Origin of the sequence: Novosphingobium sp. ST904 (assembly GCF_001298105.1) — a bacterium.
Taxonomy (GTDB): Bacteria; Pseudomonadota; Alphaproteobacteria; order Sphingomonadales; family Sphingomonadaceae; genus Novosphingobium.
Window position 1 is genome coordinate 33253 of record NZ_LGJH01000157.1, and the last position, 18056, is coordinate 51308.

18 protein-coding genes, 1 tRNA gene and 2 pseudogenes are annotated in these 18056 nt (G+C 65.1%); 11 read left to right on the forward strand and 10 right to left on the reverse strand.

What is annotated here, in order from left to right; all coding sequences use genetic code 11:
- Window positions 1-70 precede the first annotated feature (70 nt).
- The 7 genes from ADT71_RS20090 to ADT71_RS20120 are packed head-to-tail and all read left to right on the forward strand — an operon-like array spanning window position 71 to window position 4286.
- Window positions 71-847 carry a PRTRC system ThiF family protein gene (locus ADT71_RS20090; RefSeq protein ID WP_054439860.1) on the forward strand — a complete coding sequence of 259 codons (777 nt, stop codon included), beginning with the start codon at window positions 71-73 and terminating at the stop codon, window positions 845-847.
- On the forward strand, window positions 844-1362 hold the full coding sequence (locus ADT71_RS20095; protein ID WP_054439674.1) for a hypothetical protein: 519 nt from the start codon (window positions 844-846) through the stop codon (window positions 1360-1362). Before ADT71_RS20090 ends, ADT71_RS20095 begins: the two co-directional genes overlap by 4 nt.
- The gene (locus ADT71_RS20100) at window positions 1359-2042 is read left to right on the forward strand and encodes a DNA methyltransferase (protein WP_054439676.1); all 684 of its coding nucleotides are present in this window, start codon (window positions 1359-1361) and stop codon (window positions 2040-2042) included. The genes ADT71_RS20095 and ADT71_RS20100 overlap by 4 nt, the downstream gene beginning before the upstream one ends.
- Window positions 2039-2227, forward strand: a complete 189-nt coding sequence (locus tag ADT71_RS20105) for a hypothetical protein (RefSeq protein ID WP_054439678.1) — start codon at window positions 2039-2041, stop codon at window positions 2225-2227. The genes ADT71_RS20100 and ADT71_RS20105 overlap by 4 nt, the downstream gene beginning before the upstream one ends.
- Complete coding sequence (locus tag ADT71_RS20110) at window positions 2220-3098, forward strand: hypothetical protein (RefSeq protein ID WP_132469084.1); 879 nt, start codon at window positions 2220-2222, stop codon at window positions 3096-3098. Before ADT71_RS20105 ends, ADT71_RS20110 begins: the two co-directional genes overlap by 8 nt.
- Window positions 3095-3295 (forward strand): hypothetical protein, encoded by a 201-nt coding sequence (locus ADT71_RS31565; protein ID WP_054439681.1) that lies wholly within the window; start codon window positions 3095-3097, stop codon window positions 3293-3295. Before ADT71_RS20110 ends, ADT71_RS31565 begins: the two co-directional genes overlap by 4 nt.
- Window positions 3273-4286, forward strand: coding sequence for a tyrosine-type recombinase/integrase (locus tag ADT71_RS20120; protein ID WP_231636060.1), 1014 nt, complete (start codon window positions 3273-3275; stop codon window positions 4284-4286). Before ADT71_RS31565 ends, ADT71_RS20120 begins: the two co-directional genes overlap by 23 nt.
- 90 nt (window positions 4287-4376) lie before the next feature.
- Here ADT71_RS20120 and ADT71_RS20125 read toward each other — a convergent pair.
- A tRNA-Met gene (locus tag ADT71_RS20125) sits at window positions 4377-4453 on the reverse strand.
- A gap of 110 nt (window positions 4454-4563) precedes the next feature.
- The gene (locus ADT71_RS20130) at window positions 4564-5106 is read right to left on the reverse strand and encodes a 2'-5' RNA ligase family protein (protein WP_054439683.1); all 543 of its coding nucleotides are present in this window, start codon (window positions 5104-5106) and stop codon (window positions 4564-4566) included.
- A 107-nt stretch (window positions 5107-5213) separates the two neighbouring features.
- Here ADT71_RS20130 and ADT71_RS20135 point away from each other — a divergent pair, with 107 nt between their 5' ends.
- The gene (locus tag ADT71_RS20135) at window positions 5214-5624 is read left to right on the forward strand and encodes a hypothetical protein (RefSeq protein ID WP_054439685.1); all 411 of its coding nucleotides are present in this window, start codon (window positions 5214-5216) and stop codon (window positions 5622-5624) included.
- Between the two features lie 19 nt (window positions 5625-5643).
- On the opposite strand, the gene mltG is transcribed toward ADT71_RS20135, so the two are convergent.
- The 5 genes and pseudogenes from mltG to ADT71_RS20160 all read right to left on the reverse strand — a co-directional run bounded on the left by mltG (window position 5644) and on the right by ADT71_RS20160 (window position 10940).
- Entirely contained in the window at window positions 5644-6618 is a 975-nt protein-coding gene (gene mltG, locus ADT71_RS20140) for an endolytic transglycosylase MltG (RefSeq protein WP_132469082.1), read from the reverse strand.
- Between the two features lie 21 nt (window positions 6619-6639).
- Window positions 6640-7899 (reverse strand): beta-ketoacyl-ACP synthase II, encoded by a 1260-nt coding sequence (gene fabF / locus ADT71_RS20145; protein WP_054439687.1) that lies wholly within the window; start codon window positions 7897-7899, stop codon window positions 6640-6642.
- Between the two features lie 186 nt (window positions 7900-8085).
- On the reverse strand, window positions 8086-8322 hold the full coding sequence (locus ADT71_RS20150) for an acyl carrier protein (protein WP_007013838.1): 237 nt from the start codon (window positions 8320-8322) through the stop codon (window positions 8086-8088).
- Between the two features lie 223 nt (window positions 8323-8545).
- Window positions 8546-10331 (reverse strand): annotated as a pseudogene (gene aspS, locus ADT71_RS20155) (aspartate--tRNA ligase).
- Window positions 10332-10619: 288 nt separating this feature from the next.
- The gene (locus ADT71_RS20160; RefSeq protein WP_054439689.1) at window positions 10620-10940 is read right to left on the reverse strand and encodes a ribonuclease E inhibitor RraB; all 321 of its coding nucleotides are present in this window, start codon (window positions 10938-10940) and stop codon (window positions 10620-10622) included.
- Window positions 10941-11136: 196 nt separating this feature from the next.
- Here ADT71_RS20160 and ADT71_RS32325 point away from each other — a divergent pair, with 196 nt between their 5' ends.
- The 3 genes and pseudogenes from ADT71_RS32325 (at window position 11137) to ADT71_RS20175 (ending at window position 14386) form a co-directional block, all read left to right on the forward strand.
- Window positions 11137-12183 carry a hypothetical protein gene (locus ADT71_RS32325; RefSeq protein WP_197283092.1) on the forward strand — a complete coding sequence of 349 codons (1047 nt, stop codon included), beginning with the start codon at window positions 11137-11139 and terminating at the stop codon, window positions 12181-12183.
- Between the two features lie 81 nt (window positions 12184-12264).
- Window positions 12265-13493: pseudogene (rnd, locus tag ADT71_RS20170) on the forward strand (ribonuclease D).
- Window positions 13490-14386 carry a hydrogen peroxide-inducible genes activator gene (locus tag ADT71_RS20175; RefSeq protein WP_054439690.1) on the forward strand — a complete coding sequence of 299 codons (897 nt, stop codon included), beginning with the start codon at window positions 13490-13492 and terminating at the stop codon, window positions 14384-14386. Before rnd ends, ADT71_RS20175 begins: the two are co-directional and overlap by 4 nt.
- A gap of 26 nt (window positions 14387-14412) precedes the next feature.
- On the opposite strand, the gene ADT71_RS20180 is transcribed toward ADT71_RS20175, so the two are convergent.
- From ADT71_RS20180 to chrA, 3 genes are all read right to left on the reverse strand, one after another.
- Window positions 14413-15543: an MFS transporter gene (locus tag ADT71_RS20180; RefSeq protein WP_054439866.1), complete on the reverse strand. Its 1131-nt coding sequence runs from the start codon at window positions 15541-15543 to the stop codon at window positions 14413-14415.
- 243 nt (window positions 15544-15786) lie between these two features.
- On the reverse strand, window positions 15787-16380 hold the full coding sequence (gene pgsA, locus ADT71_RS20185; protein WP_054439868.1) for a CDP-diacylglycerol--glycerol-3-phosphate 3-phosphatidyltransferase: 594 nt from the start codon (window positions 16378-16380) through the stop codon (window positions 15787-15789).
- A 77-nt stretch (window positions 16381-16457) separates the two neighbouring features.
- On the reverse strand, window positions 16458-17786 hold the full coding sequence (gene chrA / locus ADT71_RS20190; protein ID WP_054439871.1) for a chromate efflux transporter: 1329 nt from the start codon (window positions 17784-17786) through the stop codon (window positions 16458-16460).
- Between the last annotated feature and the right edge of the window lie 270 nt (window positions 17787-18056).

An 18056-nucleotide genomic window follows, 5' to 3' on the forward strand; every position in this document is an offset into this window, starting at 1 on the left:
GATGGCGGCGCGCTGTGTGCCGGCGGCATGTTCTTGCCCCTGCCGCGCAGCCCTTTCGCAGGAGATCACGATGCAGCCTGACACAGCCAATCGGCACTACCTCCCGGCCGGGTTCGACGACCGCGCGATCAGCGTTCTGCTCGTCGGATGCGGTGGCAACGGCTCGCAGATGCTCATGGGCCTTGCATCGCTGGACACGGCGCTGCGCGCCATCTCGTCACGGTCGCTGGATGTGACGGTGGTGGATGACGACACCGTCAGCGAGGCGAACCTCGGCCGGCAGCCCTTCTATCGCTGCGACCTGGGCAATTCGAAGGCGCGAACGCTGACCGAGCGCGTGAACCTGGCGCACGGTCTGAATTGGAAGGCGGTGCATGGCCGCGTGCCCGGCGCCGTCAGCGTGAAGGGCATCGATATCCTCATCACCTGCGTAGACACCGCAGCCGTGCGCCGCGCGATCGGCGCCCAGCTCGTCGAAGGGCGCAGCTGCCCCCGCTACTGGCTGGACCTGGGCAATCGCGCTTCGGACGGACAATTCCTCATCGGTTGCCCCGAGCCTTCCGCCGGCAAGACGGACCAGCGCCTGCCGACCGTGATGGAATACTTCCCCGAGCTGGCCGACGACAGCGCGCCCGAAGACGATGCGCCTTCGTGCTCGGTCGCCGAGGCGCTGGAGCGTCAATCGCTTTTCGTGAACCGGGTCATCGCCAGCCATGCGCTCGCGCTGCTGTTCGACCTGCTCGGCCGAGGATCGATCAGCCATGCCGGCGCCTTCATCAACCTCGCGAGCGGCCAGACTGTGCCGATCGCACTTCCCCGAACTCCCGACCTGGAGAAAGCTGCATGAGCACCTTCACTATTCTTTCTGTCTGCCCCGAGACGGGCACAGCCGAATACCTGGAAGAACTCCGGAACAGTTGGCACGGAGCTATCATCGCCTGGGAACTGGTGTGGAACCGCTACGGCACAAAGCTCCACGAGTATGACGGCGCGCTCTCGAACGGCGCCGAAGACGGCCGCCTCTGGGAACTTCAGCGTGATCAGCGCATGTCTCGCGCCGAGCGGGTAGTGTTCTGCCTGACTTTCACGCGCTTTTACGTGAAGCAGCAGGATTTTCCGCGTTTGGCCGACGACATCGGAGATGCGTTCGGAGGAAACCCGCCGGGCCACTGGCCCCACCTGGTTAAGCTTTTGCACTCTCAACCCGACGTACCGGCGCTGGGTTTCTGGTGGACCAGCGTCGCAGAGAATCCCTTTGCCGGTGACTGGAACGAGGAGCGGGAGGAATACGACCCGATCGATCCGAACATGATGGTCAACGTGTACGAACACATCACGAACCTCGAAAGTGAGTTCGTATGAGCCGCATCGAACAGATCGGCGCGGCTACGCTCTACCTCGGTGACGCCTACGAGATCCGACCCACACTCGGGTTCTTCGACGAGGACGTGATGGATCCGCAGTACAAGTTCGATAACTCGGGCGGCGGCGCGTTCCGTAAGGCACGCGGCGCCAGCGACCAGATCGTGACGGAAGGGCTCGACCAGGGCTTTGACCACTCGATCATCAACCCGCTGCAATGCGGCGGTGTCGTCGTGTTCTGCCACAACGATCAACTGCACGAGCTGCTGCCCTTCATCGCAGGGCTGTTCCCGCGTTACGTCGTAAACTTCTGGGCGAAGCCGAACCCAGCGCCGCACCGGAACAAACACTACCTCGCCGACACCGAGCCCTACATCCATGCCTGGAAAGAGGGCTGCCATCCAGTGGGCAGCCACCACGACATGCACCGCTGGATCGAGGCGGCCTCGATGCCGTCCAAGGTCCATGGCCACCCGACAGTCAAGCCGGACGCAGTGATGAGCAAGATCATCCGGAACCTCTCCGGTACCAGCATCTGCGACCCCTTCATGGGAACCGGAAGCACTGGCGTAGCGGCGATCGGGGCGGGCAAGCGGTTCGTCGGCATTGAGCGAAACCCCGCTCATTTCGACACTGCGTGCCGCCGCATCGAGGGAGCCGTCACGAGGGCCGCGACATGAACCTGCTCGCCCCCGCCACGGACTGGACCAACCAGACCAACGAAGAGCGTGCGGAGGCATGTGCCGCGTTCCTCTTCACCTTCCGGCTTCTCGGCCCGGCCGACCACTACCGCACCCAAAACCAAATACGCGCCCGCGCCAACGCCCAGCGTGAAGAGCGAGCGAAAGGGAGCTCCCATGTCTGATCTGCACGAAATGGCAAAAGCAGCAGCTGATGCAACGGTACCCGAGGACAGCGAAGGCTACAGCCGCGAGAAATGGTTCATTGCTCGTGACGCGGCGCTTTTCGCTCGCCAAGCCTTGATGCCCACCCCTGCCGCCGGTGATGTGGAGGCGGTGGCGAGGAAGATGGCTGCTGGCGAAGGGCTCATTTATGACGAGGTCTGCGGCTACGACACTGACGCCGAGGAATGCAACAGCAACACCTGTATAGCGGCCCACTTCGAGGATCACGACTCCGACGTTGCCCGGGCCATGTACGATCGCCTCGCCCGCGCCGCCATCGCCGCAATGCAATCCCGGAGCGCCGAACCTTTAAGCGGTGCTCAACAGTTGCCCATCATGCGCACCGCGTTCCGCACGACGCTTAGCGGCTCTGGCAAATACTCGATGCAGTTCGAGTTTCGCGACCTCGCCACCCTCCATTCCGCTGATTACGAATGGCTCAATTTCAGGAAGGAAATTGAATGCTCGATTGGTGCCGCTGCTGCTGGCGTTACTTCCACCGCTGCGATTTCGACTGACCCCGCCGAACCTGCGGGCGAGGAGCCGGTGGCGTACCACTATAAGGTCCGCGAGTACGGCAAGGTCGTATCGTATTCATTCGAGTATGCGGAAAACCGGCGGTCTGAGCTTCGTGCCAACGAAACCGAAACCCCGCTCTACGCTCACCCCGCCACCCCGACCAATCCCGAAAGGTTGGTGGTTGAGAACACGGATGGGGAGTTCGTGGCCAGCTTCGCAACGAAACTACTGGCAGACTTCTTCGTCGAAGATGGCGGAGGGTGCTACCGCCACCGCGCCGCGCCCGTGAACGATCGGGGAGAAGGCGGATGACCACCAAGCGCCGCCTGGTGCCGGAAAGCGAGGTCCGGCGCGTGCTGGACCTGTTCCGGGACTACGGCCTGCCGATCGGCTCCGTTGACATCCGGGGCGACGGCGTGACTATCCACCCCCCTGCGGCAACGTCAGGGAATGCATATGACGCCTGGAAGGCGAAGGACCAGAATCGTGAGCGGACTGCACGTCGTTAGCAAGACCCGGAAGGCGGGCCAGCGCTGGTACGTCTACGCCTGGCGAGGCGGCCCCTGCATCTACCAGCAGGACGGCGCGCGGCCGGTCATCACGCCGGAGATCCTCGGCGCTCAGCAGCGCGCCTTGCAGGACAGCTTCGGTGCACAATCCGAGGACGATATCGACGCGATCATTGCTGGCTATGAGGCCAGCCCCGACTTCACTACGAAGAAGGACAGCACCAAGCGGGACTACCGCCGCTGGCTGACGCGGATTTCGGAGCGATTCGGTAACACCCCCCTCTCCGCTTTCGAGGATCGGCGCATGCGCGGCGATATCATCGAATGGCGCGATCTATGGCAGCACCAGCCCCGGACCGCCGACAAGGCATCCGTCATGATGGCGACACTGCTGGGCTGGGCCGTCGAAAACGGCAAGATCGAGATCAACGTTGCTGCCGGCATCAAGCAGCTGCACCGCGTGAATAAAGCGGATCAGGTCTGGGAGGATCGGCACTGGCAGGCCGTGCGAGCGGTGAAGGACTTCCCGGCACACATCATGGATGCGCTGGAGTTGGGCCAGCTGACTGGCTTGCGACTCGGAGACTTGGTCCGCCTTGATTGGAAGTGCGTAGGCGACAAGGCCATCATCGTCGAAAAGACCGGCAAACGCGGCGGCCGCGCCGTTATTCCGATCTATGACGACCTGCGGAAATGGATCGATGCCCGCACGGACGAAAGGACCGGCACTGTCCTGAAGAACAGTCGTAAGACCGCCTGGACGGATAGCGGGCTGGAAACCGTGTGGCAGCGCCGCAAGCCGGAAGGCTTTGACCGCGTGATCCACGACCTGCGCGGAACGTTCGTGACCAAGCTCGCTATCAAGGGACTGACTGACGAGGAGATCGCGAAGATCATCGGTTGGACCGCCAAGCGGATCGCCGAAATTCGCGCCCGCTACGTCGATGAAGCTCGGGTGATCATCAGCCTTGCCGAGCGCCTGTCCGCCTGAAAAGTTTACAGCACTTTGTAAACCGGCTCTTTTGGACAGCAAAAAGGCCCCGAAGGGCCTAGCGTAAACCACTGATTATATGGTGGTTTTTGGTAGCGGAGGAGGGACTCGAACCCCCGACACGCGGATTATGATTCCGCTGCTCTAACCAGCTGAGCTACTCCGCCAAACCAAGGCCGCCGCGTCGGGCAGCTCGATCCGGTGCCCCACATCACTGCCGGGCAGGTCGCGTCCTCTAGGGGCAAGGTCGGCATCGGTCAACACCCAAAAATGCGTTTCAGCCACGAAAAGGTAAAACGCGGATCGGGCGCCACAATCCGTCCTCCCAGGCATAAAGGCCAAAGCCCCGGAAGCGGAAGCTGATCGGGTGCAGTTGAGCCCCCAGCTGTGCCTGAAGCGCGCGGGCGGCGGCCGGGGCGACCTTGTTCTGGATCGTCACGTGAAGGCGCAGTGGCCGGCTGTCCTGATCGGTCAGCAATCCATGCATGCGCTCCGCGATCACGGCATGGAGCCGCGCCATGTCCTGCGATTCGACGGAGAGAGCGGTGCCATTGTCCAGCTTCATCAGCCCGTCGATTCGCGCCCTCGGCGGCGCGCAGCGGGCAAGGTCGGCGAGGACGTCCACCAGTTCGCCCTCCACCGAGGGCGGCAGGGCATGGAACAGGGTGACATGGGCGCGCAACAGGTTGCGCTCGGGCGGGTAGTGGGCCTTGCGCAGGCCGTCGGCCCAGCCGAGCACGTCGGCGGGCAATTCGGCCGTCACCAGCAGCGGAGCGCCGCGCTTGCGATCCGCCGCCAGAACTTCACCTTCACGGTTCATTCGCCTTGCTCCCTGAGGCCGTCTGCCTTGCCCCTACGGTCAATTGCCAGAACAGGGACGCTGCGGCAAAGTGCCCGTTCGGCCGTCATGCGCGAAAGGGAGCGGGCATGCGCAAGTTCTGGATCATCGCCATCCTTATCCTGCTGTGGAACCTTGCCGGGGACGTGGCCTATCTTGTTCAGGCCAGCGCCGACCCGGGCGAAATCGCCCGCCAGGACCCGGTTCAGGCGCAGGCCTTCCGTGAAATGCCCGGCTGGGCATGGACCGCCTATGCCGTGGCAGTGGCCAGCGGCACCATCGGCTCGGTCATGCTGCTGTCCCGGCGCGGCTGGGCATGGATGCTCTTCGCGCTTTCCTTCGTTGCCGTGGTGATCCAGTTCGGCTGGAGCTTCCTCGGTTTCGACATGCTGGGTGCCAAGGGGCCGACTTCGGCGATCTTCCCGCTGCTTATCGCGGGAATCGCACTGGCCTCCACGATCTATGCGCGGCGCAAGCGGGCGGACGGGACGCTGCGATAGCGGGCGCCCTTCCCTCCGTTCAGATTTCGCCGCGCTCGCGCCGGATCGCGAACCACTTCTTCACGTTGGCATTGTGCTGGGCCAGCGTGTCGGCAAAAGCATGGCCGCCGGTGCCGTCGGCCACCATATAGAGCGCATCGGTCTTTGCCGGATTGAGCACGGCGGCGATCGATTCGCGGCCCGGATTGGTGATCGGATGCTTGGGCAGGCCAACCATCGTGTAAGTGTTGTAGTCGTTGACCGCCTGGATCTCCGACTGGAGGATGCGGCGTCCCAGCGCCTTGCCCTTGGTGATCGGGTAGATGATCGTGGGGTCTGCCTGCAGCATCATCCCCTGCTTGAGCCGGTTCGAGTATAGCCCGGCCACCATGCGCCGTTCAGAGGGCTTGCCGGTTTCCTTCTCGACGATGGAAGCCAGGATCAGCGCCTGCTCCGGCGTCTTCACCACGAGACCCGGGGCGCGCTTTTCCCAAAGCTCCTTGAGTGTGCGGGTCATGGCCGCCTGCATGCGGCGCAGCACCGCCTCGCGCGGCTCGCCAGTCTCGAAAGCGTAGCTGTCAGGCAGGACCGACCCTTCGTCGGGCGAAGCCACCTCGCCGCTGAGCTGGTCCTGCGCCTTCAGGCGTTCGTAGACCATGATCGAGGGCATGCCTTCCGGCACGGTGACGAAGCGGCGGATCACCTCGTCGCTGGAGAGGATCGCCAGCACGCGCGAAGGGCTGGCATGGGCGGGAATGGCGAATTCGCCCGCCTTGATACCGCCGCCGCCGCCGAACACGCGGGCGCGCAGTTCGAAGCCGCTGGCCGAGCGGATCACGCCCTTGTCCTCCAGCCGCTGGGCCACAGCCGCAAGGCTCGCCCCGCCGGGAACGATGAAGTGCTGGTCCTTCGCCAGCGGGCCGGAACCGTACCAGCCGCCCACGAAGGACCATAAGGAGATCACGGCCGCAAGGCCGATGGCCGCGACGAGAATCCAGTTGCGCCGCGACATCATCGCCTCTTACGCCTTTCGCGATCAGTCGATCTTGCGCATCACCAGGCTGGCGTTGGTGCCGCCGAAACCGAACGAGTTGTTCAGCACCGCGCGCACTTCACGCTTCTTGGCGACGTGCGGCACCAGGTCCACGCCCTCGCAGCCCTCGTCCGGGTTGTCGAGGTTGAGGGTGGGGGGCACGATCTGGTCGCGCATCGCCAGGATGCAGAAGATCGATTCGACCGCGCCGGCGCCGCCCAGGAGGTGGCCGATGGCCGACTTGGTCGAGCTCATCGAAACGCTGCCGATGGCATCGCCGAACAGACGGCGCACGGCGCCCAGTTCGATGGTGTCGGCCATGGTCGAGGTGCCGTGGGCGTTGATGTAGTCGATATCCGCCGGGGTCATCCCCGCCTTCTTCAGCGCCATCTGCATCGAGCGATAGGCACCGTCGCCGGTGGGTTCCGGGGCGGTGACGTGGAAGGCATCGCCCGAAAGACCGTAACCGATCACTTCGCAGTAGATCTTCGCGCCGCGGGCCTTGGCGTGTTCGTACTCTTCGAGCACGAGAACGCCGGCGCCCTCGCCCATGACGAAACCGTCACGATCCTTGTCGTAAGGGCGGCTCGCCTGTTCGGGGCGGTCGTTGTAGCTGCTGTTGAGCGCACGGGCCTGCGCGAAACCGGCGATGCCGATCGGGCAGATGGTCGATTCGGCGCCGCCGGCCAGCATGATGTCGGCATCGCCGTCCTTGATCATGCGCGCGGCATCGCCGATCGAGTGCGCGCCGGTCGAACAGGCAGTGACGACGGCGTGGTTCGGGCCCTTGAGGCCGTACTTGATCGAGACCTGCCCCGAGATCAGGTTGATCAGGCGGCCATGCACGAAGTGCGGAGAGACGCGGCCCGGGCCCTTTTCGGCCAGAACCAGCGATTCGCTTTCAATACCCGGCAGACCGCCGATGCCCGAACCGATCGAGCAACCGGTCATGAGCTTGTCTTCTTCGCTCATGTCGGTGAGGCCGGCATCTTCAAGTGCCTGCCCTGCGGCATCGATGCCGTAGACGATGAAGGGATCGACCTGGCGCTGGATCTTGTGGTCGACACGCTTGCCGGCATCGAAGCCGTATTCGTGATCGGCCGGCTTCACCTCGCAGGCGATCTGGCACTTCTGGTCCGAGGCATCGAACTTGGTGATCGGGCCCGCCCCGCTCTTGCTCGCAAGGATGTTGGCCCAGGTGGTCTCCACGTCAGCACCCAGCGGGGTGACAAGACCAAGTCCGGTGACGACAACACGACGCATTCATGCTCTCCGAAAAAGCAATTTGGCCGAAAACGCGGCTGGCACGAACCAGCCTGCAGAAACGGCAACAGGCCCGCCCCCTTAGAGGTCGAGCCTGTCGAGTTCAATCCGGTTATGAACCGGGATCACAGCCGCCCGCGCGCCGGCGCATGGCCGGACCGCGCGAGAGTAGCCGAAAAGCCGGGCTCAGCCCTTGTTCTCTTCGATGTACTTGATGGCATCCGAGACGGTGCTGATCTTCTCGGCAGCATCGTCGGGGATTTCGACGCCGAATTCTTCTTCGAACGCCATGACCAGCTCGACGATGTCGAGCGAATCTGCGCCCAGATCGTCGATGAAGCTTGCTTCTTCCGTCACCTTGTCGGCTTCGACGCCCAGGTGTTCGACGACGATCTTCTTAACCCGATCGGCGGTATCGCTCATTGAATAAACCCCTTCAAAAATTCGCGAGGTGTGAAATCTCGCCTGCCGCCCTAATGACTGGGGCGCGCGCTGGCAAGCCTCGCTCGCAAGATAGGATCACGACGCGAAAGCGCCATGGCCCGATTTATCCACGCCCCGATCCTGTTTCCAGAATGTTTCCGGGATCGTGAAGGTTGGGCAGCGAAGCGAAGGCCCGCTGCCCGGCGGAAATCTGGAAACGAATTCAGTTCTTCTGCGGTTCCACCACACGCATGTGCAGTTCGCGCAGCTGCCTGGATTCGGCCGGGCTCGGCGCGCCCATCAGCAGGTCCTCGGCGCGCTGGTTCATCGGGAACAGCGTGATTTCGCGCAGGTTCTGCGCACCGCACAGGAGCATCACGATGCGATCGACACCGGCCGCCATGCCGCCGTGCGGCGGCGCGCCGTACTGGAAGGCGCGGTAGAGGCCGCCGAAGCGATCTTCCACGTCCTGCTTGGTGAGGCCCACCATCTCGAAGGCCTTGACCATCAGTTCCGGCGACTGGTTACGGATCGAACCCGAGGCGATTTCATAGCCGTTGCAGACGAGGTCGTACTGATAGGCCTTGATCGTCAGCGGGTCCTGGCCTTCCAGCGCTTCCATGCCGCCCTGCGGCATCGAGAACGGGTTGTGCGCGAAGTCGACCTTCTTGTTGTCCTCGTCCCATTCGAAGAACGGGAAGTCGACGATCCAGCACAGCTCGAAGCGGTCCTTGTCGATCAGGTCGAGCTGTTCGCCGGTGCGGATACGGGCAAGCCCTGCCAGCTTGGTCGCCTGCTCTTCCTTGCCCGCGGCGAAGAACACGCCGTCGTTCGGACCCAGACCCAGCGCCGCGATCAGCGCGGCGGTCTTTTCCTCGCCGTGGTTCTTTGGCGATCGGGCCGCCGGGGACGCCGTCCTTGATGTTGATGTAGCCAAGGCCCGAATAGCCCTCGCCGCGCGCCCAGACGTTCATCTCGTCGAAGAACTTGCGGCTGCCCGCACCGGCGCCCGGAGCCGGGATCGCGCGGATCACGCCGCCACCGGCCACGATGCCCGCGAAGATGCCGAAGCCCGATTCGACGAAGTGCTCGGTCACGTCCTTGATGATCAGCGGGTTGCGCAGGTCCGGCTTGTCCGAACCGTAGTCCAGCATCGACTGGGCGTGCGGAATGCGGCGGAATTCACCCGCAGGCGTCACCGGCTTGCCTTCCGCGAAATCGGCGAACACGCTCTGGAGCACCGGCTCCATGGTTTCCCAGATCTCTTCCTGGGTCACGAAGCTCATTTCGAGGTCGAGCTGGTAGAACTCGCCCGGCAGGCGGTCTGCGCGCGGGTCCTCGTCGCGGAAGCAGGGGGCGATCTGGAAGTAGCGGTCGAACCCGGCGACCATCAGCAGCTGCTTGTACTGCTGCGGCGCCTGCGGCAGCGCGTAGAACTTGCCGGGGTGGATGCGGCTGGGCACCAGGAAGTCGCGCGCGCCTTCGGGGCTGGAAGCGGTGAGGATCGGCGTCGAATATTCGGTGAAGCCGATGCCTTCCATCTTGCGGCGCATGTCCGAGATGATCTTCGTGCGCTTCACGATGTTGCCGTGCAGCGTGTCGCGGCGCAGGTCGAGGAAGCGGTAGCGCAGGCGGATATCCTCGGGATATTCCTGCTCGCCGGCCACCGGCATCGGCAGTTCCTCGGCGCGGCTGATGACCGTGGCGGAACGGGCGTAAACCTCGATCGCGCCGGTGGCGAGGTTCGGGTTCACGGTGGATTCGGTGCGGGCCTTGACCACGCCCTCGATCGTGACGACCGATTCGACGCGCAGCGAATCAAGCAGTTCCAGCGCCGCGCTGTCGGTGTCGGCAACGACCTGGGTCATGCCGTAGTGATCGCGCAGGTCGACGAAGAGAACGCCGCCGTGGTCGCGCTTGCGATGCACCCAGCCCGAGAGGCGGACGGTCTGGCCGACCTCGGCAGCGGTCAGGGCGCCGCAGGTGTGGGAGCGATAGGGATGAGTCATGGCGGGCTCGCGCTTCTTCTGATCGGAATGAGGTTGCAAGCCGAGCCCCCTAGTCGAGTGGCGCGGCGATTTCCAGAAGAGATCGGCCCGCAAGCACGCACCGGGTCGGAGAACCGGGCTGCAACGAGCCCCCGCCCCGGAATTCCGCTGCCCCCGCAGTGCGATCAGGAGATATCCAACGACGCGGCCTGGCGGGAAAAACGGACGTAGCCCCAGTTACCGCGATGTCGCACTTGGGTGGATTTGAGACCGACAGGTTTCGCGCCACGACTGTCGGAAAACAGTCGATTAGACTCGAAAGAACCCCCAACCATCCGACCGACCACCGTAAGTCTCGGCGCGAGCATCAAAGCGCTCCTCCCAAGAGGTAATGTTCACGGCGGAAGGCTGCATATCGGTAGAAACGGTGACATCCCACGGGTCTTCTTCCCGATCGATTTCCACAATGTCGATCTTAAATCCGTCTCGCTCGCACTCGGCTGCGAACGCTTCTGCGGAAAGTTGATCCGGGAAAACGTGTGAAAAATCGACTGATCGCGCGGGACCAAGATCGCTGCCGTCTCGTTCCATTTCCGCAAGAATATCGGCGTTCTCTTCAAGCAGCGACATAGGCACCTCTGACGAATGCCTCTATGTGAATGAAAGGCTTATTTCGGGCAAGGCTAGGGCAGCTACGAATGTCTTCCATGGGGCGAACCCCGACCGGCCGGGCGACGCCCGGGCTCTCCGGCAAAGCTCCGGCCCCGGCATAAACCCCAAATAAACCAATTCGGGGCTATGCCGCTGGGCAAAACGGGTCTCGCCAATGGATTACATGGACAACGCGCAGGTTCCGGATGCCGTCACCATAGACGGCATGTCGGAAAATCAGTTCCGCACGGCGATCGAGGCGATGCTGCGCGAAGGCCGCGCCGACGAGGCGGCGCGCCGGATCAAGGACGAACTCGTGTTCCTCTGCGGCGAGGGCCTGCCCCTGCCCGCCCGCTTCCGCTTCATCGCTTCGCAGGACGTGATCGTGACCGGCTGGGACCGGCTGATCCGGCGCATCGCCGAACTTGACCGGCCCGGCGATCCCGTCACCGCCATCGCCATGGACATCTGCCCCGCCATCGCAGCTGCTTCGGCCGATCCGGGCCGCCCGTTCTACGAAACCGCCTATTACACCGATCGCGCATGGCCCTTCTCCACCGCTGGCCGGTCCCGCCTGGCGCAGGCCTTCGCCATGCCCGAGGTGCCGTGGCAGGGCGCTTTCGAGGACAACGACGACACGCTGGGCGTAACCGGGCTGGAGGATCTGCACGCGGTGATCGCGGCCATGCGGAAGCTCTGCACGGCCGGCATGGCCACCGCCGAGGAACAGCGCGCCTGTACGGTGGGCGCCTGCCATCTCGCGGTGCTGACGCATCAGGCCCTTCGCGACAAGGCCATGGCCGAGGGGCTTCCCCGGCCCATGGCCGTCCTGGTGGGCGGCCATGGCGGCTACCCGGCATTCGAGGCGGCGGCCCTTGCCGCCGTCACGGACGAGAGATGGCCGGAAGGCGCTCCGGACGGGCAAGCCGCTGCCCCGGCGCCCTCACCGTTTCCCGCGCCCTCGTTTCCCGCGCCTCCGTTTCCCGCGCCCCCGCTCGCCGCCGATGCCCCCGATGGCGGCCCGCCGCCGCGCAGTGCCGCGCCGGGCGACGATGCGGAAGCGTGGCACCTGCCTCCACCCGGAATCCATGTGACCGGCACTCAGCTTCGCCGCCAGCTGGTGACGCGGGAAAGCATCGCCGCGCTGGAAAACGAGGCCGCGCCCAGCCTGCTCCAGACCCTCGCAAATCGATTGCTGACGCCCTTCCTGCGCAAGAAATAGGCAATATCGTCATTTGTCGGAGAATTTGACGGCCGGGAAACATTGATCCCCCGCCTTGTTCGCGTTACCGCCACGCTCGAAATGAAAATCCATCCGCTGATAACAAAGACCGAAGAGCTCGCCGCGCTGTGCGAACGCCTTGCGAAATCCGATTTCGTGGCCGTCGACACGGAATTCATGCGCGAGAACACCTATTGGCCCGAACTCTGCCTGGTGCAGATCGCCAATACCGAGGAAGCGGCCGCGATCGACCCGCTCGCGCAGGGGCTCGACATGACCCCCCTGCTCGACCTGCTCACCGCGAACGAGGAAGTCCTGAAGGTCTTCCACGCCGGCGGGCAGGACGTGGAGATCATCTTCAACCTCACCGGCCGCACCCCGCACCCGATCTTCGACACCCAGATCGCGATGATGGCGATCAGCCAGTCGGAACAGATCGGCTATTCCAACCTCGTCGAATCGTGGATGGGCCTCACCATCGACAAGGGCGCACGCTTCACCGACTGGTCGCGCGCCCGCTGACCGAGCGGCAGATCGAATATGCCATCGGCGACGTCACCCACCTCTCCAAGATCTTCCCCAAGATGCTCAAGCGCCTGATCAAGACCGGGCGCGGCGAATGGCTGGACCAGGAGATGGAAAAGCTCGCCGATCCCGAACATTACCGCAACGACCCCGCACAGGCGTGGAAGCGGATCAAGGCGGCGGGGCGCAATTCCGCCATGCTCGGCAGGCTCAAGGCCATCGCCGAATGGCGCGAACACGAAGCGCAGGGCAAGAACATCCCGCGCGGCCGCATCGCCCGTGACGAAACGCTGGCCGACATCGCCAGCCACCCGCCCAAGCAGCAGGCCGATCTCGCCAAGGTGCGCGGCCTCTCGCAAGGCTGGAAGGACAACGACATCGGCAAGCGCCTGATGAACACCATCGCCCGGGCGGAACCGCTTTCGGACGACGAACTGCCCCCGCGCACCCCCAAGGGCGCGCCGCTGGGCAAGGAAGGTTCGCTCGTCGCCGACCTGCTCAAGCTGCTGCTCAAGATCCGCGCGCGCGAGATCGACGTGGCCGCCCGCCTGCTCGCCCGCAGCGAAGACCTTGAACTGCTGGCCGCCGGCGTGCGCAAGAAGCTGCCGATCCTCGAAGGCTGGCGCTACGAAGTGTTCGGCCGCGATGCGCTGGCCCTGGTGGAAGGCAAGCTCGCCTTCGCGGTGGAGAACGGCAAGCTCAAGATGACCCGCCTCGAAGACGAGCCGGTCGCCGGAGCCGACGACGATGCCGGCGACACCGACGGGGCGGCAACGGAAGAGTGACCGTCTACCAGCCCACGCTCAAGCAGCTCCAGTACCTCGTCGCCCTGCACGAACACGGGCATTTCGGCCGCGCCGCCGATGCCTGTTTCGTGTCGCAGTCCACACTTTCGGCGGGCCTGCGCGACCTTGAGGCGCTGCTCGGCGTGACGCTGGTGGAACGCACCAAGCGCGCGGTACGCTTCACGCCGCTGGGCAATGCGGTGGTTGCCAAGGCCCACCGCATCCTGCGCGAGACGGAGGAACTCTCCGACCTCGTGCAGTCCAGCGGCAAGCCGCTCTCGGGCGAAGTGCGCATGAGCGTGATCCCCACGATCGCGCCGTTCCTGCTGCCCCGGATGCTGCCGCGCCTGCGCCGCGAACGTCCGAACCTCAAGCTGTTCCTGCGCGAAGAGCCGAGCCAGGCCGCCATCGAATCGCTGCACCACGGCCGCGCCGACTGCGTGCTGCTGGCGCTCCCCTATGCCACCGGCGAGGTCGAGAAGGAGACGATCGAGCTCGACGCCTTCTTCGTCGCCTTCCCCAGCGACGACCCGCGCAATCCGCCTGCCGAGGTCGGTCCCGAAGTCATAGACGAGCATCGCCTGCTGCTGCTGGAAGACGGGCACTGCCTCAAGGACCATGCGCTGGCCGCCTGCAACCGGCCGGAACTGCGCGCCTCGGCGACGATGATCGGCACTTCGCTGCACACGCTGGTGCAGATGGTCGACAATGGCCTGGGGCTGACGATGCTGCCGGAAATGGCGATCGACGCGGGCATCCTCAACGGCACCAATGTCGTCGCGCGGCCCCTGCTCTCGCCCAACGCCAACCGCGAGATCGCGCTGGTCTGGCGCAAGAACTCTCCGCGCGGGGACGAATTCCGCATGCTCGCGGACGAACTGCGCGCCGGTTAGCGGGAACAGGCGGCGCCTGGCGCTGCCTACTTCTTCACACGCAAGGTCTGCAGCGCCAGTCCGAGCGCCGCGATTCCCGTGCCCAGCACCGTCACGCCAGTCCAGCCCCAGTTGTGCCATGCCACCGTGGCCGCGCCCGAACTGGCCGCGCCGGCGAGGAACATCGAGGCCATGTAGACCGTATTGATTCGCGAGCGCGCTTCGGGGCGCAGCGCGTAGATGATGCTCTGGTTGGAAATCTGGCTCGCCTGGATCGCGAAATCGAGCAGCAGCACGCCGACCACCAGCCCGGCGATCGAGGTCCAGAACCCGAAGACCAGCCATGACGCCAGCGTCAGCACGCTGGCCGCCACGATCACCGGATGCGGGCCGCGCCGGTCGGCGATACGGCCCGCGATCGGCGCGGCCAGCACGCCCGCCGCGCCAAGCACGCCGAACAGGCCCGCCACTTCCGAGCCCAGCCCGAAGCGCGGCTCCTGAAGGTGCAGCGCGAGAATCGTCCAGAACACGCTGAACACGCCGAACTGGGTGCACTGCGTGAACGTCGCCAGCCGCAGCGCCGGGAATTCGCACCAGAGATCGCGCAGCGAGGCCATGAGCCCGAGCCAGCCGAGCCCCCCCGGCTGCGGACGGCTGCGCGGAAGCTGCCATGCCATCAGCCCCGCCGTCAGCAGCGCCAGCGGCACCGCCAGCCAGAACATCGCGCGCCAGCCGAAGTGCCCGCCCACGAAACCGGCCAGTGTCCGGCTGAGCAGGATGCCGCAGAGCAGGCCCGCCATCACCGTGCCGACCACCGCGCCGCGCTTGTCCTCTGGGGCCAGATTGGCGGCCAGCGGCACGATCTGCTGGGCGACGGAGGCCAGCAGGCCCACCAGCAGCGAGGCGGCAAGCACGGCACCCGCACTCGGCGCCAGTGCGACCAGCGCAAGCGCCACGGAGAGGGCGAGGCACTGCGTGACGATCAGCCGCTTGCGCTCCAGCAGGTCTCCCAGCGGCACCAGCAGCAGCAGCCCGGCGGCATAGCCGAGCTGCGTGGCGGTGGGCACATAAGTGATCGCGGCGCCGGGAACCTCGCGCTCCATCAGGCCGAGCATGGGCTGGCCGTAATAGATATTGGCCACCGTCAGCCCTGCCGAAGCCGCCAGCGCGAAGACCATCGCGCGGCCGAACGGGCGCTCCCCGCGCGGATTCGCGTCCGGAGAGGGCTTGCGGAAACGGGCGGTGAAAGGGCGAAGCGGCGCGGTAATGGGATTGTCCTTGATGAAGAGCCCCCCCGAACGTGGCCCGCCCTGCCGCAGGATCACGCTTGCGCCAAACGCAACGAATTCACGTCAGACGGCGGATTTTGCAATGCAGCGACAGCATCGCGCCGCGAGGCCCGAACCGGCGAGCCCGCCGCCTCAGTCCATATGCTTGAGGCCGACGCGCAGATAGTCCCACCCGGTGATGAGCGTAAGCACGGCCGCGCCCCACAGGGTGGTCAGGCCGACGGTGTGCGGAATATTGATCTCGATCGCGCCCACGTCGAGGTTCCACCACGGGGTGGCCACGCCGAGAATCAGCGCGCCGAGCGAGATGAGCTGGAACGTGGTCTTCCACTTGGCGAGGCGGCTGACGGGAACCGAGACCTGCAGGCTGCCGAGGAATTCGCGCAGGCCCGAGACCGCGATCTCGCGCACGAGGATGATGAGCCCGGCGATCACGTGCATGTCGCCCACGTAAGGTCCGGTCAGCACGCCTTGCGCCGTCAGCACCAGGATCACGGCGGCAACCATGATCTTGTCCGCGATGGGATCGAGGAAAACGCCGAGTTTCGAGACCGTCCCGCTCGACCGCGCGAGATAGCCGTCGAAATAGTCGGTGATGCCCATCAGGCAGTAGACGCCGAAGGCCAGCGCATAGCCGAACTCCCATTTCGGCCACCACAGCAGGAAAGCCAGGAAGGGCATCGTGACGATGCGCGAGAGGGTGAGAATGTTCGGCAGGGTCAGCATGCTTTCCTGCCCATAGCCGCGATGATCGCTTTTGAGAATGCGCTTCTGGCGAGGATATCGCCCGGCGGCGCGAAACATCATCCCAGCCGGGCCAGCAGCAGCCCGCCAAGAGCCGCGATCGCCAGCACCTTGATGACATTCAGCTTCAGCCGGAAGATCAGGATTGCCGAGAGCGCCGCCAGCAGTCCGGCACGCCAGTCGAAGCTTCCCCAGTCCGGCAGGTAAAGGCGCAGAGGCCCGATCCGCGCATCGCCCACCCGGCTGAAAAGGACATGGATCAGGAACCAGAGCGAGAGGTTGGCGATCACGCCGACCACCGCCGCGGTCAGCGCCGCCAGTCCGCCCCTGATGCGCCGCGCGTTCTCAAGCCGCTCTATCCACGGCGCGAAGGCGAAGATCCACAGGAAGCAGGGCGCGAAGGTCACCCATGTCGTCAGAGCGGCGCCGATCATGCCCGCGACCAGCGGCGTAAACGGCGCCGGTGCCCGGAAGGCGGCCAGAAAGCCGACGTACTGCGTCACCATGATCAGCGGCCCCGGCGTGGTTTCCGCCAGCCCCAGCCCGTCCGCCATCTCCCCCGCCGAAAGCCAGCCGTAGCCCTGCACGGTCTGCTGGGCCATGTAGGCCAGCACCGCATAGGCCCCGCCGAACGTCACCACGGCCAGTTGCGAGAAGAACGCGCCGATCTGCCAGAGCACATGGCCCGTGCCCAGCGTGACCAGCACGGCGGCCATCGGCAGGGCCCAGATCACGCTCCACAGGCAGACGGCGCCGATGCTCTGCTTCCACGGACGCGGCGCGGCGGGGGCGACCTCGCCGTTCTCCCTGATCGCCAGCAGGTCCGGCCGCACGGCCGCTATGCCCATGCCCAGCGCGCCTGCCCCCAACACCACCAGCGGAAAGGGAAGATCGAAGAAGAACAGCGCGATGAACGCCGCCAGCGCCAGCCCTTTCTTGACCCCGGTGTTCAGCGCCCGTCCGGCGATGCGCAGCAAGGCCTGCGCCACCACCGCCAGCACCGCCGACTTGATGCCCAGAAACAGCGCCGCAAACCAGCCGAGATGGGCGGCATAGGCGTAGAGCACCGAAAGCCCGAGGATCACGAAAGCGCCGGGCAGCACGAACAACAGTCCCGCCGCCAGCCCGCCGCGCATGCCGTGCAGCTTCCACCCGATCCATGTCGCCAGTTGCTGCGCCTCCGGCCCGGGCAGGAGGTGGCAGAAGTTGAGAGCGTGAAGGAACTGCTCCTCGCTCACCCATTCCCGCCCGTCCACCAGTTCGCGGTGCATGAGCGCGATCTGCCCGGCCGGTCCCCCGAAACTGAGGAAACCGATGCGCGCGAAGACCCGGAGAAGCTCGGAAAACTCCGGCCTGTTCGCGGAATGGGATTTCACGGAGTTCGTCATGGAGTTCGCCACCCTGCCCTGCGCCTTTCCGTCCGCGCAAGCACGGACAACAAGGCAACGCTTGGGCGGTGACGCCTGGTCGGGAGGTTGCTTGATCCCGCTGCGTTTTTCTAGCAAGGCCCCGCCGCCTTGCCAATAGCCCGGCCCTTCCGGCGCGCCCATTCGCATGGCCCGATTCCCGGGCCCGATTGTTTCCGGACGATTTCGCACCGGCGCGGAAGAACGCTGCCGGGCGGCAAAAAACGCCTCAAGGGGTTGTGCCCTCGCCCC

Bases quoted from the DNA above. Each gene is read 5' to 3' on its own strand.
- ADT71_RS20090 (WP_054439860.1), top strand. From the start codon at position 71: ATGCAGCCTGACACAGCCAATCGGCACTACCTCCCGGCCGGGTTCGAC.
- ADT71_RS20095 (WP_054439674.1), top strand. From the start codon at position 844: ATGAGCACCTTCACTATTCTTTCTGTCTGCCCCGAGACGGGCACAGCC.
- ADT71_RS20100 (WP_054439676.1), top strand. From the start codon at position 1,359: ATGAGCCGCATCGAACAGATCGGCGCGGCTACGCTCTACCTCGGTGAC.
- ADT71_RS20105 (WP_054439678.1), top strand. From the start codon at position 2,039: ATGAACCTGCTCGCCCCCGCCACGGACTGGACCAACCAGACCAACGAA.
- ADT71_RS20110 (WP_132469084.1), top strand. From the start codon at position 2,220: ATGTCTGATCTGCACGAAATGGCAAAAGCAGCAGCTGATGCAACGGTA.
- ADT71_RS31565 (WP_054439681.1), top strand. From the start codon at position 3,095: ATGACCACCAAGCGCCGCCTGGTGCCGGAAAGCGAGGTCCGGCGCGTG.
- ADT71_RS20130 (WP_054439683.1), bottom strand. From the start codon at position 5,106: ATGAACCGTGAAGGTGAAGTTCTGGCGGCGGATCGCAAGCGCGGCGCT.
- ADT71_RS20135 (WP_054439685.1), top strand. From the start codon at position 5,214: ATGCGCAAGTTCTGGATCATCGCCATCCTTATCCTGCTGTGGAACCTT.
- mltG (WP_132469082.1), bottom strand. From the start codon at position 6,618: ATGATGTCGCGGCGCAACTGGATTCTCGTCGCGGCCATCGGCCTTGCG.
- fabF (WP_054439687.1), bottom strand. From the start codon at position 7,899: ATGCGTCGTGTTGTCGTCACCGGACTTGGTCTTGTCACCCCGCTGGGT.
- ADT71_RS20150 (WP_007013838.1), bottom strand. From the start codon at position 8,322: ATGAGCGATACCGCCGATCGGGTTAAGAAGATCGTCGTCGAACACCTG.
- ADT71_RS20160 (WP_054439689.1), bottom strand. From the start codon at position 10,940: ATGTCGCTGCTTGAAGAGAACGCCGATATTCTTGCGGAAATGGAACGA.
- ADT71_RS32325 (WP_197283092.1), top strand. From the start codon at position 11,137: ATGGATTACATGGACAACGCGCAGGTTCCGGATGCCGTCACCATAGAC.
- ADT71_RS20180 (WP_054439866.1), bottom strand. From the start codon at position 15,543: ATGGTCTTCGCGCTGGCGGCTTCGGCAGGGCTGACGGTGGCCAATATC.
- pgsA (WP_054439868.1), bottom strand. From the start codon at position 16,380: ATGCTGACCCTGCCGAACATTCTCACCCTCTCGCGCATCGTCACGATG.
- chrA (WP_054439871.1), bottom strand. From the start codon at position 17,786: ATGACGAACTCCGTGAAATCCCATTCCGCGAACAGGCCGGAGTTTTCC.